The 13,093-nt window shown below is 55.2% G+C and carries 13 protein-coding genes; 7 read left to right on the top strand and 6 right to left on the bottom strand.

Going from position 1 to position 13,093, the window contains the following annotated elements:
* The first annotated feature begins 53 nt into the window (after positions 1-53).
* Positions 54-1,184 (top strand): class Ia ribonucleoside-diphosphate reductase subunit beta, encoded by a 1,131-nt coding sequence (gene nrdB / locus DDT52_RS07315; protein ID WP_109052946.1) that lies wholly within the window; start codon positions 54-56, stop codon positions 1,182-1,184.
* Positions 1,185-1,189: 5 nt separating this feature from the next.
* A complete protein-coding gene (yfaE, locus tag DDT52_RS07310; protein ID WP_136155759.1) occupies positions 1,190-1,450 on the top strand; it encodes a class I ribonucleotide reductase maintenance protein YfaE in 261 nt (86 codons plus the stop codon).
* A gap of 19 nt (positions 1,451-1,469) precedes the next feature.
* Here the strand turns inward: yfaE and DDT52_RS07305 are convergent, their stop codons facing one another.
* The 5 genes from DDT52_RS07305 to DDT52_RS07285 all read right to left on the bottom strand — a co-directional run bounded on the left by DDT52_RS07305 (position 1,470) and on the right by DDT52_RS07285 (position 6,502).
* On the bottom strand, positions 1,470-2,261 hold the full coding sequence (locus DDT52_RS07305; RefSeq protein WP_136155758.1) for an isochorismatase family protein: 792 nt from the start codon (positions 2,259-2,261) through the stop codon (positions 1,470-1,472).
* A 169-nt stretch (positions 2,262-2,430) separates the two neighbouring features.
* Positions 2,431-3,801, bottom strand: coding sequence for an amidase (locus DDT52_RS07300; protein WP_136155757.1), 1,371 nt, complete (start codon positions 3,799-3,801; stop codon positions 2,431-2,433).
* A gap of 14 nt (positions 3,802-3,815) precedes the next feature.
* The gene (locus DDT52_RS07295; protein WP_136155756.1) at positions 3,816-4,787 is read right to left on the bottom strand and encodes an ABC transporter substrate-binding protein; all 972 of its coding nucleotides are present in this window, start codon (positions 4,785-4,787) and stop codon (positions 3,816-3,818) included.
* Between the two features lie 36 nt (positions 4,788-4,823).
* On the bottom strand, positions 4,824-5,669 hold the full coding sequence (locus DDT52_RS07290; protein WP_136155755.1) for an ABC transporter permease: 846 nt from the start codon (positions 5,667-5,669) through the stop codon (positions 4,824-4,826).
* Positions 5,666-6,502 (bottom strand): ABC transporter ATP-binding protein, encoded by an 837-nt coding sequence (locus DDT52_RS07285; RefSeq protein ID WP_136155754.1) that lies wholly within the window; start codon positions 6,500-6,502, stop codon positions 5,666-5,668. The genes DDT52_RS07290 and DDT52_RS07285 overlap by 4 nt, the downstream gene beginning before the upstream one ends.
* Before the next feature lie 320 nt (positions 6,503-6,822).
* On the opposite strand from DDT52_RS07285, the gene DDT52_RS07280 reads away from it, so the two are divergent.
* Complete coding sequence (locus tag DDT52_RS07280) at positions 6,823-7,737, top strand: SPFH domain-containing protein (protein ID WP_109052939.1); 915 nt, start codon at positions 6,823-6,825, stop codon at positions 7,735-7,737.
* Entirely contained in the window at positions 7,737-8,192 is a 456-nt protein-coding gene (locus tag DDT52_RS07275; RefSeq protein ID WP_109052938.1) for an NfeD family protein, read from the top strand. The genes DDT52_RS07280 and DDT52_RS07275 overlap by 1 nt, the downstream gene beginning before the upstream one ends.
* A gap of 2 nt (positions 8,193-8,194) precedes the next feature.
* Here the strand turns inward: DDT52_RS07275 and cueR are convergent, their stop codons facing one another.
* Complete coding sequence (cueR, locus tag DDT52_RS07270) at positions 8,195-8,623, bottom strand: Cu(I)-responsive transcriptional regulator (protein WP_136155840.1); 429 nt, start codon at positions 8,621-8,623, stop codon at positions 8,195-8,197.
* 179 nt (positions 8,624-8,802) lie between these two features.
* Here cueR and copA point away from each other — a divergent pair, with 179 nt between their 5' ends.
* From copA to ybaK, 3 genes are all read left to right on the top strand, one after another.
* Positions 8,803-11,523: a copper-exporting P-type ATPase CopA gene (copA, locus tag DDT52_RS07265; RefSeq protein ID WP_136155753.1), complete on the top strand. Its 2,721-nt coding sequence runs from the start codon at positions 8,803-8,805 to the stop codon at positions 11,521-11,523.
* A gap of 238 nt (positions 11,524-11,761) precedes the next feature.
* Positions 11,762-12,565: a TraB/GumN family protein gene (locus tag DDT52_RS07260; protein ID WP_136155752.1), complete on the top strand. Its 804-nt coding sequence runs from the start codon at positions 11,762-11,764 to the stop codon at positions 12,563-12,565.
* 31 nt (positions 12,566-12,596) lie between these two features.
* A complete protein-coding gene (gene ybaK / locus DDT52_RS07255) occupies positions 12,597-13,076 on the top strand; it encodes a Cys-tRNA(Pro)/Cys-tRNA(Cys) deacylase YbaK (RefSeq protein WP_136155751.1) in 480 nt (159 codons plus the stop codon).
* The last annotated feature ends 17 nt before the right edge of the window (positions 13,077-13,093 follow it).

The following is a 13,093-nucleotide window of genomic DNA, read 5'->3' as shown; positions in this document are numbered from 1 at the left end:
GGCCGCCGTAAGCGGCGTTAAAAAATGCTCCAGGCATTTTTTCGGAGAAACCCATGGCCTATACCACTTTTTCACAGAATAAAAACGACCAGTTACTTGAACCGATGTTCTTCGGTCAGTCGGTTAACGTTGCCCGTTTCGATCAGCAAAAATATGAAATCTTTGAAAAGTTGATTGAAAAACAACTTTCCTTCTTCTGGCGCCCGGAAGAAGTTGACGTATCCCGTGACCGTATCGACTATCAGGCGCTGCCTGAGCATGAAAAACACATTTTTATCAGTAACCTGAAATACCAGACTCTGCTGGATTCCATTCAGGGCCGTAGCCCGAACGTCGCGCTGCTGCCGCTGATTTCCATTCCTGAGCTGGAAACCTGGGTAGAAACCTGGGCGTTTTCCGAAACCATTCACTCCCGGTCATATACCCATATTATCCGCAACATCGTTAACGATCCGTCGCTGGTTTTTGACGACATCGTTACCAATGAAGAGATTCTGAAGCGCGCCAAAGATATTTCCGGTTACTACGATTCGCTCATCGAAATGACCAGCTACTACCACCTGCTGGGAGAAGGAACGCATCAGGTCAATGGCGAAACCGTTACCGTTAACCTGTATGAACTGAAGAAAAAACTCTATCTGTGCCTGATGAGCGTCAACGCGCTGGAAGCGATCCGTTTCTACGTCAGCTTCGCCTGTTCATTCGCCTTTGCGGAACGTGAACTGATGGAAGGCAACGCCAAAATCATCAAGCTGATTGCCCGCGATGAAGCGCTGCATCTGACCGGCACCCAGCATATGCTGAACCTGATGCGCTCCGGGAATGATGACCCGGAGATGGCCAAAATTGCCGCAGAGTGCCAGCAGGAATGCTATGACCTGTTCGTGCTCGCCGCACAGCAGGAAAAAGAGTGGGCGGAATATCTGTTCCGCGATGGTTCCATGATTGGCCTGAACAAAGACATTCTGTGTCAGTACGTGGAATATATTACCAACATCCGTATGCAGGCCGTTGGTCTGTCGTTGCCGTTTGAAACGCGCACCAACCCGATTCCGTGGATCAACGCCTGGCTGGTTTCCGATAACGTTCAGGTCGCGCCGCAGGAAGTCGAAGTCAGCTCTTACCTGGTGGGTCAGATTGATTCTGAAATGAATGCTGACGATCTGAGTGATTTCCAGCTTTAACCGCCATGGATAACGCAACCATCACGCTGCGCACGTCAGGTGCGCAGATCGCCTGCACCGACAACGGGCATTCATTGCTGGATGTGCTGGAGTCTCATCAGGTGAGCGTCGAATACCAGTGCCGATCCGGCTACTGCGGCTCTTGTCGCCTGCGTCTGCTCAAAGGCAACGTCGCTTATCGCCAGACGCCGTTAGCCTGCCTGCAACAGGGAGAAATCCTGCCCTGTTGCTGTATACCGCTAAACGATATCGAACTGGATATGTGACGCATCGCCGCCGCACCGGTTACACCGGTTCCGCCAGAACCGGTTGATCGGCCAGCCAGCCAAATACCTCGTCAATGCCAAGCACATCGGCATAGCGGGCGTTAAGATCCAACAGCGTGAAATCCAGTACCGACTGACTTCTGTCGCCGACCGTCTCCCGCGGCACCACCACATGAAACCCCTCCTGAAACGCTTCAATCGCCGTGGCGCGCAAACTGCCGCTGGCGGTCACGCCCCCCAGAATTACCGTATCAACGTCCCGCTGCTTTAACCAGTTAGCCAGATCGTGACCGTGAAAATCGGAGATATAGCACGTGGACTGCATCCGATCGAACGAGATATCCTCCAGCGCCGCATCGGTCCGGTTGAGGTAAGCGCCATCGGTCAGGACGGTAATGGAGGAAAACTTTTTCCCCCACATGCGGGAAAAATGGTGATCTTCCTGATAAACCGTGCGGGTAAAAACCGTCGGCAATTGACGTTGTTTCGCCATTTCCAGCAGCTGACGCAGGGCGGTTTTATTGAACGGCGTGTTGATCGCCAGCGTGGAACCCGAATCCATAAAGGCATAGGTCACGTCCCGTATCAGTACGGCCGCCTTCAAGCCGAAACCAATTTGGCTGGCAAACCCCGTCTGTGAATAAATACGCTGGATTTCATCGGCCAGATAGCGGCGCTGGCCGCCGGGGGTATAAACCACCTTGAGGCCATAGGTTTTCACCTCGCCATTTTCCTCCAGACGCCTTAAGGTGCTGGCGGAAATCCCCAACATTTTTGCCGCATCAGACACCGTCAATAATTTATCGTACATAACACGCCATCCTGGTTAACCGGAAAAGACTACCGCGCACAGACCGTGCGCTTAAAAAAACGCCGGAAGCGTTTTTCAACGTCACAAAGTGACGGCCTATCATCAAAAAAATCATAATGCGTTTGTCTCCCGCCCGCTGGACCAGACTACACCAGCGAGCGGGTTATTTTCAGTGCTGACAGACCGGAGGTAAACAGGCATGCCAGTCGGTCATCTGCTGATAGTATAACCCCAGGTCCACCAGCGCCTGTTCATTACCGTGCCGGGCCACCCACTGCATACCGATGGGCAATCCCGAACGGGAAAAACCGACCGGCAGCGCCAGCGTCGGCACGCCGGCATTGGTGAACGGCATATTAAACGCCGGCGAACCGGTGCGTTCCAGGCTATAAGGCGCCAGCGTCGGCGCCGCCGGCGTCATCAGGAGATCAACGCCGTCAAACAGCGCCGCCAGATCCGCGCGGTAACGGGCACGAGTCTGCTGAGCCTGTAGATACTCATGGGCGGAAATAGCCAGACCTTGTTGCAGAAATTCCTGTAAATAGGCGCCGAACAACGTCGGCGTTTGCAGGAATGTCGTGCGGTGATAGGCGGCACATTCAGCCTGCATCACGATCTGATGGGCCTGACAGGCCGCATCAAAGCTCTCCGGCAGACCGATGCGCCGCAGCCGGACGCCGCGTCCGGCCAGTTCATCCATCGCCTTCCGGCAGGCAACGCCGACCTCATCATCCACGCTGTCAAACCACGGATGTTCCACGATGCCGACGGTATAATCGTGTTTTTCCCTTAGTTGCAACGGCGTGTAAGGCAGCGTCTGGGTGGTTTCATCCCGCGGGTCCGGCCCTGACAGCGCGTTATACACCAACGCCGCATCTTCAACGGTGTGAGTAAAGGCGCCGACATGATCAAGCGACCAGCTGGCCGGAATAACCCCGGCTTTACTGATACGGCCATAGGTTGCCTTGAGCACCGTGACCCCGTTAAACGCCGCCGGACGGGACAGCGATCCGGCCGTCTGCGTACCCAGCGTCATTAGCGCCATGCGCGCGCCAAGCGCCGCCGCGGAACCGCTGCTTGAGCCACCGGGCGTATGCTGTGGATTCCAGGCGTTGCCGGTTTCCGGCGGCGTGCCTAAATTGGCGAACTCCGTGGTGGTCAGCTTACCGAGCAACAGCGCCCCCATCTCATCCAGCCGGTCGATAACGCTGGCGTTCTCGGTGGAGATCGCCCCCTGACAGACTTTAGAGCCGCCCTCGGTGGGCAGTCCGCGGGTGTGGAAGATATCCTTGGCGCCATAGGGAATGCCAAATAGCGCGGGTTTGCAGGCAATCGCCGCCATCTGCCGGTCCAGCTCCGCCGCCCGTCGTCTGGCGCCGTCCCGATCGAGATAACGCCAGGCTTTGATCTGACCATCGCGCTCATCAATACGCGCCAGAAAGTGATTCAGCAACTCGCTCGGCGAGACTTTACCTGCCGCCAACAGCCGCCGGGTGGCGGCAATCGTGGCAAAAGGAGAATGGTCTAACACATTATTCATAGAACCGATCCTTATCAGGGCTGGCTGGCGAACTGACCGTCGACAATCTGTTCATAAGGCATATCCTGCGTGATATTGCCGACGAATTTTTGAATATCGATCGCGGTTGTGAATGCCAAAGGTGAAATAACCGCGTTCGCGGGATAGACATTACTGTCGATCATGCGCTGCACCGCGGCATCCACCACCTTGCCATCCAGAGAGGCAAACTCCAGACGAGCCACCTTTTTCGCTTCATCCGGGTGCTGGTGGATAAAGGCCAGCGATTCGTTGATGGATTTGACGAAACGTGCAACCAACTGCGGATTGTCGGCGATGATTTTCTCTGAGGTATTGATGGTGGAGAACGCATACTCAGGATAATCGCGGGTAAAGTCGTAAATCACTTTCAACCCCTGCCCTATGCCCTGATCCGCCTGAGGCTCATAGACCACCGCCGCGTCCGCTCTGCCGGCCAGCAGCGGTCCCAGCTCCGAGCCGTTCTGCACCTCTTCAATCGTGACATCTCGCTTCGCGTCCAGACCCTGTTGCTGTAGCAAACGCAGCAGCAGCGTATTGGACGTGCCTGGCGCCAGCCCCGACACCACTCGTTTACCTTTCAAATCGGCGGGTGAGTTAAAGGTAAAGTCCGGCCTGGCCAGTATCCACACCGGCGCACTATTGGCGACGGCGCTGACGGCTTTGGCTTTACCGCCTTTCTGCTGAGCGAATCCCACATGTTCGGGCCCGTGAACCGAGAACTGCGCCTCGCCGGACAGCACGGCCGCCAGCGCGGTAGGGCCGGAGCCGGCCGAGCGGATGGTCGCCATATCAATCTGATTCTGGGCAAACATTCCCTGATGTTTCGCCACATAAACCGGCAGATACAACAGCGTGTGAAACGCCTCGGTCACCAGCACGCGATCGGCCTTGCCATCGGCGGCGAAACCGCCGGCAGAGCCCAGGGTAAAGACGGCGGCACACAGCCATGAAACAATTTTATTCATCTGTGAATTCCTTCGATTAATGGGTTAAAGGCATGACTAACGATTACCGGACTGGCGTTCCCAGGGCAGCAGCCAGCGCTGTAGTTGGATAACCAGCAGATAGAGCACGATAGCGACAAACAGCAGGGTAAAGACGCCGACCCACACCACATTGAGGTTGAACAGGTTACCGGCGACGAAAATCATTTTGCCCAGGCCATAATCAGAGGAGATAAATTCCCCACCGATATCGGCAATCAGCGCGAAACCGATGTTCAGGCGGAAGGCGGAGATGATCCACGGCAGCGTGGACGGGATCACCACTTTGCGGAAAATCTGATTCTTATTAGCCCCCAGCGAACGCATCAAATTCACCTGATTGTCATCAATCTGGCGCGTTCCCTGCCACGCCGACAGCAGCGCGACGATATAAGTCGCGATAAACGCCAGCGCGATTTTGGAAAACAGCCCGGAGCCGAACCAGATGATAATGATGGGCGCCAGCGCAATTTTCGGCAGTCCGTTCAGGGCAATAAAAAACGGATCGAGGATGCGCGCCAGCGTAGGTGAATACCACAGCAGCAGCCCGGACAACGACCCCAGCAGGCTGCCCAGCACAAAGCCGGTCACCGTGGCGTAAACCGTGACATAGGTATTGGTCAGCAGTTCGCCGTTCGCCAGCAAGCGGCTAAACTCTTGCCAGATCCCTGCCGGAGAGCCCATCAGAAAGGCATTAACCATGCCGGTGTCTACGCCGTATTGCCACAGCGCCACCAGCGTGATGAGGATCAGCGCCCGCCAGCCATTATCTTTCAGCAGCGACTGAAATTTCTTTTTGCGCCGACGGCTCAGGGCCGACAGACGGGAACGGTTTTTATCCGTAGCGGTAACAGGCGTATTCATGACCGGCCTCCCAGTTGAATGTCCATATCGGCCCATATCGCGTCGAAAAATTGTTGATAGCGCGCATCTTTACGGGCGCCCATGGCAGAGCCATGTTGCTTGGCCAGACCGACTTCATAGGTTTTTTTATTCCACGTCGGCCGCTGCGACATCACCACGATGCGATCGGACATCGAGATCGCTTCGCCGATGTCGTGGGTGATCAGCACCACCGTTTTGCCGTATTCATTAAGAATCGACAGGATCTCTTCTTCCAGCACCAGACGGGTCTGGTAATCCAGTGCGGAGAACGGCTCATCAAGCAGAATGATGTCCGGATCGATCACCAAGGTACGGATCAGCGCCGCCCTCTGGCGCATTCCCCCGGAAAGCGTGGCGGGATAAGCATGGGCAAAATCGCCCAGACCATATTTTTGCAGGTAGTCCATGGCGCGCTCATGGCGCTCTTTCTTCGGCACTTCACTGATTTCCAGCCCCAGACAGACGTTATCGAGGATGGTGCGCCAGGGAAACAGCAGATCCTTTTGCAGCATGTAACCCACCCGCCCTTTCTTGGGAATGGCGTAGTATTGGTCAAACACCTGAATATCACCGGAAGTGGGCGTCAGCAGTCCGGCAATCATGTTGAACATGGTGGTCTTGCCGCATCCGCTGGGGCCGACAATACTGATAAACTCCCGATGATAAATATCAATCGAGATGTCTTTAATCACATCCACCACGTTTTCATCGTGATCCAGAAACTGCTTTTTCACTCCTTTCATCGAGATGGCTACCGGAGGTGAGGCGGGATCGTTAGGCGGCGCTTTTTTTATTGCAGGTGAAGGGCTCATCACATACTCCTGATTAACAGCATCTCCGGATATCCCTTGCCGCAGCGCGGGCGTATCGCCGGATATATAGACCAAGGATTAATGAAGTCGATTCACCGTAGCAAAAACCTTCCAAACTTGTCTAATATGACAAACTTATCAAAGCTGTCATATTTTTCATTCAGCGTGTTTTTCCTGCCCCGGTTTTCCACTAACGGGACAAGAACAGGACAAAGGCTGCCGAAAGCGACAAAACGGTGGAAAATAACCACAACGCAACGGATTCCGGCTACGCTTGGGTTACACTAACATCTGATAAAACAACTGGGAGGTTTTAGATAATGCTTACCGTGATTCCTGTATTGATCTTTGTCGCACTGATCCTCGTCTGGTCAGGCATTAAAATTGTGCCCCAGGGCTACCAATGGACCGTTGAACGCTTCGGCCGCTACACCAAAACGCTGATGCCGGGTCTTAATCTGGTGGTGCCGTTCATGGATCGCATTGGCCGGAAAATCAACATGATGGAACAGGTACTGGATATCCCGTCTCAGGAAGTCATTTCGCGCGATAACGCCAATGTGGCGATCGATGCGGTCTGCTTTATTCAGGTTATCGATCCCGCGCGCGCGGCCTATGAAGTCAGTAATCTGGAACAGGCCATCGTCAACCTGACCATGACCAACTTCCGTACCGTACTGGGCTCAATGGAACTGGATGAAATGCTTTCTCAGCGTGACAGCATTAACAGCCGCCTGCTGCACATTGTCGATGAGGCAACCAATCCGTGGGGCGTGAAAATTACCCGTATCGAAATCCGCGATGTTCGCCCGCCGGCCGAACTTATTGCGGCAATGAATGCCCAGATGAAAGCCGAACGTAACAAACGTGCTGATATTCTTGAAGCGGAAGGGGTGCGTCAGGCCGCTATTTTGCGCGCTGAAGGCGAAAAACAGTCGCAGATCCTGAAAGCGGAAGGCCAGCGTCAGTCCGCGTTCCTCGAAGCGGAAGCGCGTGAACGTGCGGCGGAAGCGGAAGCGCAGGCAACCAAAATGGTATCAGAGGCGATTGCCGCCGGTAACATTCAGGCAATCAACTACTTTGTCGCCCAGAAATATACCGATGCCCTGCAACAGATTGGTTCATCCAATAACAGCAAGGTCATCATGATGCCGCTGGAAGCCAGCAATCTGATGGGCGCTATCGGCGGTATCACCGAATTGATCAAAGACAGTAAAGATAGCCGAGGCCAATAATGGACATCGAACTGGTGGTGGAAAATGCGCACTGGTTCTGGCTGTCGCTCGGCGGCCTGTTACTGGCGGCCGAAATGCTGGGAGCCAGTGGCTATCTGCTCTGGAGCGGTATCTCTGCGATACTGGTCGGTCTGCTGGTATGGGCCGTACCATTTTCGTGGCCGTGGCAAGGCATCGCCTTTTCCGTGCTGACGATCATCACCGCCCTGCTCTGGTGGTACTGGTTACGCAGGCGAACGCTTGCGCAACCACAGAGTGTGCTGAATCAACGCGGGAAACAGCTGGTTGGTCTGCGCGCGACGCTGAGCGAGCCCGTCGTCAATGGTTTTGGCCGGGCCCGCATCGGCGACAGCACCTGGCGGGTAAAATCAGCACAGGATTTGGCTGCCGGTACGCACATTGAAGTGATTGCCGTTGAAGGCATAACCTTGTACGTTCGCGAAGTGAAGTCTTAATCTCAGTCGTCATGATCGGAAGGACCCGTTCCTTCCGTATGACAACACCCTGCGAGATTGTCGATGATCGGGCACTCTGCGCCGCTGTCGCCCGGACATTGTTCCGCCAAAAGCAGTAAACGCTGGCGCATCGCTTTCAGTTCTTCAATATGCACTTCAATTTCATGTACTTTCTGCATGGTGCGGGCTTTAACGTCTGCGCTGTGTCGCAAAGGATCGTTAAACAGCGCCACCAGTTCCCGGCACTCCTCCAGATTAAACCCAACCTGGCGAGCTTGACGCAGCAGAGTCAGTTCTTCGACATGATGAGCATCATAGCTACGATAGCCATTTTCAGAACGTAGCGGTGCCGTCATCAATGCTTTCTCTTCATAGAAACGAATCGTTTTACTGGTGAGGCCGGTTTTTTTTGCCACATCGCTGATATTCATCATTTCCCCCTTGACCCTCCCCTTGCTGGAAGGTTTAACCTGTTCAACAAGTCACAGAAATCAGACAGCCGATCGAGGTACAGGTTTTATCTTTTTCCACTGTCTTTTTTCCGCAGCCTGAAAGATTACAAGATGAAGTCCACCGTTAACCACGGCTGAACTCACAGGAGAAGAAGATTATGTCACCAACGACCGTCTTGTCATTACAGGGTCTCACCTGTGGACATTGTATACAACGAGTCAAAAAAACGCTGGAAGCGATGCCTGACGTCGAACAGGCCGAGGTCACGCTCCACTACGCCAGAATCACCGGCAATGCTGATGTGCAGGCACTGATTCACAGTATCGGGCAGGCGGGCTATGAAGCCCATCGCGCCACCACGCCCGATGTTTCATTACAGCTTTCAGGGTTAAGCTGCAATCACTGCGTGGCTTCCACGCGCCAGGCTCTGGAAGCCGTTCCGGGCGTTATCGCGGCTGAAGTGTCAAAAGAACAGGCTCAAATCTATGGCGATGCTGACGCTGTCGCCCTGGTTAATGCCGTCGAACAGGCCGGCTATCAGGCCAGCGTACTGGAAACCGCTCACCCAAAAACTGAGCCGCTGGCACAGGTAGCGATCGCGCCGGAAGCGCTGCCAGCGGCCCAGAACGATCTTCCGGCAACGCTCACCGCGGATAGCGATAATGATGACAGCGTACAGCTTCTGCTTCAGGGCATGAGCTGCGCCAGTTGCGTTAACCGCGTTCAGCATGCTTTGCTGAATGTCGAAGGCGTAACGCAGGCACGCGTCAATCTGGCGGAACGCAGCGCGCTGGTCAACGGACACGCCACACACGAAGCCTTGATTACGGCGGTTGAACAGGCAGGCTATGGCGCAGAAATCATTGTGGATGAAGACGAACGCCGTGCGCGTCAGCAGGAAACCGCGCAACAAAACATCCGCCGCTTCCAATGGCAGGCCGCATTAGGCCTGCTACTGGGCGTACCGCTGATGCTCTGGGGCGTGCTGGGCGGCAGCATGACGCTGACGCCGGAAAGCCGCACGCCGTGGCTGGTGGTCGGTCTGCTGACGCTGGCCGTGATGATTTTCGCCGGAGGACATTTCTATCGTAATGCCTGGCGTAGCCTGAAAAATGGCAGCGCAACGATGGATACGCTGGTCGCACTCGGCACCGGCGCCGCCTGGCTCTATTCCATTACCGTTAATGTGTGGCCGGACGTGTTTCCTATGGCGGCGCGCCATCTCTACTATGAAGCCAGCGCCATGATTATCGGTCTGATTAATCTCGGCCATGCTCTGGAACAACGTGCCCGCCAACGTTCTTCACGCGCGCTGGAAAGGCTGTTGGATCTGACGCCGCCAAGCGCCCGCGTGGTCACGCCGGACGGAGAGAAAACCATCCCGCTGTCCGATGTGCAGGCCGGAATGACGCTGAGACTGACAACGGGCGATCGCATTCCCGTTGACGGCGAAATCCTGCAAGGGGAATTGTGGATCGATGAAGCCATGTTGACCGGCGAACCCATTCCTCAGCAGCAAGCCCACGGTGATACGGTGCATGCCGGTACGCTGGTTGCCGATGGCAGTGCGTTATTCCGGGCGGATGCCGTCGGCAATCAAACCACGCTGTCACGCATCATCCGCCTGGTCAGGCAGGCGCAGAGCAGCAAACCGGCTATCGGCCAACTGGCCGATCGTATTTCCGCCGTGTTTGTGCCCGTCGTGGTCGCGATTGCCATCATCAGCGGTGCAATCTGGTATTTCACCGGGCCGCCGCCACAAATCGTCTATACGCTGGTCATTGCCACGACGGTCCTGATCATCGCCTGTCCGTGCGCGCTTGGATTGGCAACGCCGATGTCGATCATTTCCGGCGTTGGTCGTGCGGCGGAACTGGGCGTACTGGTTCGGGATGCCGACGCCCTGCAACAGGCCAGTAAACTGGACGTGCTGGTGTTTGATAAAACCGGTACGCTCACTGAGGGCCAGCCGCGCGTCGTCGATGTGCATACGTTTGGGTCGATAACCGAACAACAGGCGCTGATCTGGGCGGCAGCGCTGGAGCAGGGCTCCAACCATCCGCTGGCTAAAGCGCTGGTCGAACGGGCCGATGGATTGCCACTCACAGAGGTTGAACAGTTCCGAACCCTTCGCGGCCTGGGCGTCAGTGGCAACATCGGAGATGACTCGCTGCTACTCGGCAATCCGGCGCTGCTAAAACAGCATCAGATAGATATCGAGGCCGGAGAGAGCTGGATTAATGAACAGGCGCGGCGTGGTATTACCCCTGTGCTGCTGGCGGCAAACGGTCATATCGCCGCCGTATTTTCCATTCAGGATCCATTGCGTCAGGACAGCGTTACCGCGCTGCAACGTCTGCATCAGCAAGGTTACCAACTGGTCATGTTGACAGGCGATAATCCGCTGACGGCGAATGCCATCGCCAAAGACGCCGGAATCGATCGGGTGATTGCGGGCGTTCTGCCGGACGGCAAAGCCGACGCCATCAAAAAGCTGCAAGCACAGGGGAAACGCGTTGCCATGATTGGCGACGGCATTAATGACGCGCCTGCGCTGGCGCAGGCTGACGTAGGGATCGCCATGGGAGGCGGCAGCGATATTGCTATCGAAACCGCGGCCATTACCCTGATGCGCCACAGCCTGCACGGCGTTGCCGACGCGCTGGCCCTTTCCAGAGCCACGCTGAGTAATATGAAACAGAACCTGCTGGGGGCCTTTATCTATAACTCGCTCGGTATTCCCATTGCCGCTGGCGTGCTCTATCCGCTGACGGGTACGCTGTTGAGTCCGGTCGTTGCCGGCGCGGCGATGGCATTGTCATCCATTACCGTCGTCAGTAACGCCAACCGGTTATTGCGCTTCAAACCGAAGTCGTGATCGGCTTTACCGGCAGAAAGCCATATGCAGCAACATTGTCCTGCGCACAACGACACTGAACGTGTTTTTGTGCGCAGGCATGACGACCTGAGTACGGCGTATGCTGCCAGACGTCACTACCCCCTGCCCTGATTTGCCACCCGATTTACCCGCATCCGCATTTTTCATCCGATAACCAGTACAACTTGATTGCATTAGCGTTTAGCATAGGATTCTTCACGTCCGGAGACAGAAATTTATGTGGCAGCAACTGCGCAGGATAGCGACGTTCCTTGGGTTTATCTCGCCCCTGACTTATGCCTATCCCGCGATCGATATTCAACTCGCGAACGAACGCCAGTTTCACCTGGTTGGCAGTATTCATATGGGCAGTCTGGATATGTCGCCATTACCCGGCGAACTGCTGCAACAGCTACAGCATGCCACCGCCCTGATTGTCGAAGCAGACATCTCAGATACCGGTTCTCCTTTTGAACCGTCGGAAATCGACGTTCCACTTTCACAGCGGCTGAATCCGGCCGACTATCATCAATTACAGCAAATCTGCGAATCGCTGCCGATCGGTGAAAGCACCATCGACCATTTGCCAGCCTGGCAGGCCGCCCTGATGTTACAGGCGCATCAGGCCCAGAGACTGGGGCTCAGACCCGATTACGGCATTGATTATCAACTGATTACAGCGGCAAAATCTCAAGGCTTGCCCATCATCGAACTCGAGGGACAGGATACCCAGATCGCGCTGCTACAGCAGTTACCACAAGGCGGGCTGCTGTTGCTGGAAGATACAATCCGGCACTGGCACACCAACGCCCGTCTGCTGCAAACGATGGTTGGCTGGTGGCTGGAGCGTAAGCCCGGCAAGCTCCCACCGGAGATGCCGGCCACCTTCAGCAATGAAATGACCGATTTGTTGATGAATCAGCGCAACCGTCGCTGGCAGAAACAACTTCAGGCGCTGCCTTCCGGTAACTATGTAGTTGCCGTGGGCGCGCTGCATTTATATGGTGATGACAACCTACCGACATTGTTACAGGCAAATTGAGCGAAACGTCGCCCGTAAGGATATTTGAATCATGACACCGGCAGTAAAACTTTTAGAGAAAAACAAGATTGCTTTTACGCTGCATAGCTATCACCACGACAGTGAAGAAACGAACTTTGGCGAAGAAGCAGCCCAAAAACTGGGATTAAATAAAGAACAGGTTTATAAAACGCTGCTGGTTTCACTGAATGGCGACGCCAAAAATCTGGCAGTGGCCGTGACGCCGGTTGCCGGGATGCTGGATTTAAAGAAAGTGGCGCGCGCCCTCTCGGCGAAAAAAGCCGATATGGCCGATCCGGCCATTGCTCAACGGGTCACCGGTTATCTGGTGGGGGGCATCAGTCCGCTGGGACAGAAAAAACTGCTGCCAACCGTAATTGACGAACCAGCTCGCCAGTTCAGTACGATTTTTATTTCGGGCGGTAAACGCGGGCTGGATATCGAGCTGGCCGCCGATGATTTGGCGCGTCTGTTACGCGCCACCTTCGCCGATATCGCCAAACACGATTGATCAACCGGCTATGCCGG

It is taken from the genome of Brenneria roseae subsp. roseae, from assembly GCF_003115845.1.
Taxonomy (GTDB): Bacteria; Pseudomonadota; Gammaproteobacteria; order Enterobacterales; family Enterobacteriaceae; genus Brenneria; species Brenneria roseae.
Note: the sequence above shows the minus strand (reverse complement) of the source record. Positions and strands in the feature narration are given on the sequence as shown.

What these genes read in the sequence shown, in the direction of transcription:
- DDT52_RS07295 (WP_136155756.1), bottom strand. Translation starts at nt 4,787, where the DNA reads ATGAATAAAATTGTTTCATGGCTGTGTGCCGCCGTCTTTACCCTGGGC.
- cueR (WP_136155840.1), bottom strand. Translation starts at nt 8,623, where the DNA reads ATGAATATCAGCGATGTGGCAAAAAAAACCGGCCTCACCAGTAAAACG.
- DDT52_RS07280 (WP_109052939.1), top strand. Translation starts at nt 6,823, where the DNA reads ATGCTTACCGTGATTCCTGTATTGATCTTTGTCGCACTGATCCTCGTC.
- DDT52_RS07305 (WP_136155758.1), bottom strand. Translation starts at nt 2,261, where the DNA reads ATGTACGATAAATTATTGACGGTGTCTGATGCGGCAAAAATGTTGGGG.
- yfaE (WP_136155759.1), top strand. Translation starts at nt 1,190, where the DNA reads ATGGATAACGCAACCATCACGCTGCGCACGTCAGGTGCGCAGATCGCC.
- DDT52_RS07300 (WP_136155757.1), bottom strand. Translation starts at nt 3,801, where the DNA reads ATGAATAATGTGTTAGACCATTCTCCTTTTGCCACGATTGCCGCCACC.
- DDT52_RS07290 (WP_136155755.1), bottom strand. Translation starts at nt 5,669, where the DNA reads ATGAATACGCCTGTTACCGCTACGGATAAAAACCGTTCCCGTCTGTCG.
- DDT52_RS07285 (WP_136155754.1), bottom strand. Translation starts at nt 6,502, where the DNA reads ATGAGCCCTTCACCTGCAATAAAAAAAGCGCCGCCTAACGATCCCGCC.
- copA (WP_136155753.1), top strand. Translation starts at nt 8,803, where the DNA reads ATGTCACCAACGACCGTCTTGTCATTACAGGGTCTCACCTGTGGACAT.
- ybaK (WP_136155751.1), top strand. Translation starts at nt 12,597, where the DNA reads ATGACACCGGCAGTAAAACTTTTAGAGAAAAACAAGATTGCTTTTACG.
- nrdB (WP_109052946.1), top strand. Translation starts at nt 54, where the DNA reads ATGGCCTATACCACTTTTTCACAGAATAAAAACGACCAGTTACTTGAA.
- DDT52_RS07260 (WP_136155752.1), top strand. Translation starts at nt 11,762, where the DNA reads ATGTGGCAGCAACTGCGCAGGATAGCGACGTTCCTTGGGTTTATCTCG.
- DDT52_RS07275 (WP_109052938.1), top strand. Translation starts at nt 7,737, where the DNA reads ATGGACATCGAACTGGTGGTGGAAAATGCGCACTGGTTCTGGCTGTCG.